This is a genomic window from Kineococcus glutinatus (assembly GCF_039542765.1).
GTDB lineage: Bacteria > Actinomycetota > Actinomycetes > Actinomycetales > Kineococcaceae > Kineococcus_A > Kineococcus_A glutinatus.
In genome coordinates, this window is sequence record NZ_BAABIL010000279.1 from 1 (window position 1) to 3,003 (window position 3,003).

The 3,003-nt window shown below is 75.6% G+C and carries 3 protein-coding genes; 2 read left to right on the forward strand and 1 reads right to left on the reverse strand.

Going from position 1 to position 3,003, the window contains the following annotated elements:
• The first annotated feature begins 507 nt into the window (after nucleotides 1–507).
• Entirely contained in the window at nucleotides 508–876 is a 369-nt protein-coding gene (locus ABEB16_RS11175) for a hypothetical protein (protein WP_345712329.1), read from the forward strand.
• Between the two features lie 78 nt (nucleotides 877–954).
• Here ABEB16_RS11175 and pgm read toward each other — a convergent pair whose 3' ends face one another.
• On the reverse strand, nucleotides 955–2,610 hold the full coding sequence (gene pgm / locus ABEB16_RS11180; protein WP_345712330.1) for a phosphoglucomutase (alpha-D-glucose-1,6-bisphosphate-dependent): 1,656 nt from the start codon (nucleotides 2,608–2,610) through the stop codon (nucleotides 955–957).
• Between the two features lie 153 nt (nucleotides 2,611–2,763).
• On the opposite strand from pgm, the gene ABEB16_RS11185 reads away from it, so the two are divergent.
• Nucleotides 2,764–3,003, forward strand: a 240-nt coding sequence (locus tag ABEB16_RS11185) for a YidH family protein (RefSeq protein ID WP_345712331.1), incomplete at its 3' end; no start/stop codon positions are given.

The following is a 3,003-nucleotide window of genomic DNA, read 5'->3' on the forward strand; positions in this document are numbered from 1 at the left end:
GGCCGCGCAGCCGGTGCCGCTGGACCGCCGCCGCCCGCTCGCGCAGCAGCTGCGCGCGGCGCAGGGCCCGCTGCAGGCCGGAACCGTCGGGCCCGGGCGCCACGACGTGCAGGCCCCGGGCGGGGGAGGAGGCGAGCAGCGCCGCCACGACGAGGGCCCGGGAGGTGATCGGCACCCGCCCCACCTTCCCCAGGGGGTGGGCACCCCGCACGGCGGGATGCTCCGAGCGGGTGAATCCTCGAACTTCTCGTGGCTGTCGCTTCACGCCTCGTGACGGCTTCGGTCGTGCTCGGCGGGCGGCCCGGCGCACCACCGCGCCGCGCCGCCCGCAGCGGGTGGTTGCCGCGGGCAGCGGTTGATGCCGGGCAGGGGGGGACGTACCGTTGCGGCGGGTCCAGAGGGGGGCCGCCGCCGACGCTCCCGGGGCCCTGCCGAACGCCACCAGGAGAAGCGCCCCACGACCGGGCCCGTTCGGCCGACCGCGTCCGCCCAGGAGGAACCGCTGCGATGACGCTGGACACCCGGGGTGCGGACACCACACGTCTCCGCCTCACCCCCGACGCCGACGCGCTCGCCGAGGCCCGCCGCTTCGTCCGGCTCTGCGCCGAGCGCTGCGGCATCGACGGCGACCGCGCCGACGACGTCGTGCAGGCCGCGGCCGAGCTGCTGGCCGCCGGTGGGCGCGCGCACCGGCCCGCGGCGGTGGAGGTGCGGGAGGGGGCCGACGGCATCGGCATCGTCGTGGACCTCGAGGTGCCCGGGGTGCTGGACGTGCGGGAGGGCACCGCCGCGCTGCTGTCCGAGCTGAGCCTGGAGTGGGGCTGGCGCCGGCAGCCGGACCACATCCAGGTCTGGTGCGAGGTCGCCCGCGGCTGAGGCCCGTCGGACGGGGACGCCCGGGGCGCGACACGCCGGTGTCGCGCGGCCGGACGTCCCCGCCCCGGGGCGCACCGCTCAGGCCGAGAGCACCCCGTCGACGAGCGCCTGGGCCTCCTGCTGCACCTGGCGCAGGTGGTGGCCGCCCTTGAAGGACTCGGCGTAGATCTTGTACACGTCCTCGGTGCCCGACGGGCGCGCCGCGAACCACGCGTTCTCCGTGACGACCTTCAGCCCGCCCAGCGGCGCGCCGTTGCCGGGGGCGGCCGTCAGCTTCGCCGTGATCGGCTCCCCGGCGAGGGTGTCGGCGCTGACCTGCGCGGCGTCCAGCCTGCCCAGCTTCGCCTTCTGCTCGCGGCTGGCGGGGGCATCGCTGCGCACGTAGACCGGCTCGCCGAAGCGGTCCGTGAGCCCCTTGTACAGCTCGCTGGGGGTGCTGCCGGTGCGGCCGAGGATCTCCGAGGCCAGCAGGCACAGCAGGATGCCGTCCTTGTCGGTGGTCCACACCGTGCCGTCCTTGCGCAGGAACGAGGCCCCCGCGCTCTCCTCGCCGCCGAAGCCCACGGAGGAGTCCAGCAGCCCCGGCACGAACCACTTGAAGCCGACGGGCACCTCCAGCAGCGTGCGGCCCAGGTCGGCGACGACGCGGTCGATGATCGAGGACGACACGAGCGTCTTGCCCACCGCCGCGCCCGCCGGCCAGCCGTCCCGGTTGGAGAACAGGTACTGGATCGCCACCGCGAGGTAGTGGTTCGGGTTCAGCAGCCCCCAGTCGGGGGTGACGATGCCGTGGCGGTCGGCGTCGGCGTCGTTGCCGGTGGAGATCTGGAACTCCGTGCGCCGGTCGATGAGGGAGTGCATCGCGTTCGGCGAGGAGCAGTCCATCCGGATCTTGCCGTCGCCGTCCAGCGTCATGAACCGCCACGTGGGGTCCACCAGCGGGTTCACCACGGTCAGGTCGAGGCGGTGCCGCTCGGCGATGGCGCCCCAGTAGTCGACGCTGGCGCCGCCGAGGGGGTCGGCCCCGATGCGGATGCCGGCGTCGCGGACCACGTCGAGGTCGAGGACCGAGGGCAGGTCGTCGACGTAGGTGGCGAGGAAGTCGTAGGGCTGCGCGGCGGCACGGGCGCGGGCGAACGGGATGCGCCTGACGCCCGCCAGGCCGGCCTCGAGCAGCTCGTTGGCGCGGTTCGCGATCCAGCTGGTCGCGTCGGTGTCGGCGGGGCCGCCGTTCGGCGGGTTGTACTTGAAGCCGCCGTCGCGGGGCGGGTTGTGCGAGGGGGTGACGACGATGCCGTCGGCCAGGCCCGGGCCGCCGGAGCGCACCCGCCCGGCGCCGTCGCGGTTGTGCGCCAGGATCGCGTGGCTGACCGCCGGGGTCGGGGTGAAGCGGTCGGCGGCGTCGACGAGCACGGTGACGTCGTTGGCGGCCAGCACCTCCAGCGCGGTCGTCCAGGCCGGCTCGGACAGCGCGTGGGTGTCGCGGCCGACGAACAGCGGCCCGTCGTAGCCCTGGGCGCCGCGGTACTCGACGATGGCCTGGGTGGTGGCGAGGATGTGCGCCTCGTTGAACGCCCCGTCGAGGCTGGAACCCCGGTGCCCGGAGGTGCCGAAGGCGACGCGCTGCGCGACGTCCCCGGGGTCGGGCGTGGTGCTGTAGTAGCTCGTCACGACGTGGGCGACGTCGATCAGGTCGCTCGGCTCGGCGAACTTCCCGGCGCGGGGGTGGGCCATCGGGTCCTCTTCCGGTCGTGGTTCCGGTCGGTGCTCGTCCTCGCTGCGCGTCGCGGCGCAGCCGTGCGCGCGAATCCTGCCGCTCGCGCCCCGCCCGCGCCACGGCACCCCGCCGCGCCCGGCTGCTCGCACCCGGTGCGACACCCTGTGCCCGTGCCGGAGCCCACCCCGTCGGAGCCCACCCCGCCTGCCGTCCGCGACCGGCGCTGGCCCCGCCGCGTGTACGGCACGGGGCGCGAACCCGACGCCCGCTTCTCCCTCGCCAACGAGCGCACCTTCCTCGCGTGGATCCGCACCTCCCTGGCCCTGCTGGGCGCCGGGGTGGCGCTGGAGGCGCTGCAGGTGCCCGTGCAGCCGGGTTTCCGCCTCGCCGCGAGCGCCGTGCTGCTGGCC

Coding starts and splice junctions, on each gene's coding strand:
- pgm (WP_345712330.1), bottom strand. CDS start 2,610: ATGGCCCACCCCCGCGCCGGGAAGTTCGCCGAGCCGAGCGACCTGATC.
- ABEB16_RS11175 (WP_345712329.1), top strand. CDS start 508: ATGACGCTGGACACCCGGGGTGCGGACACCACACGTCTCCGCCTCACC.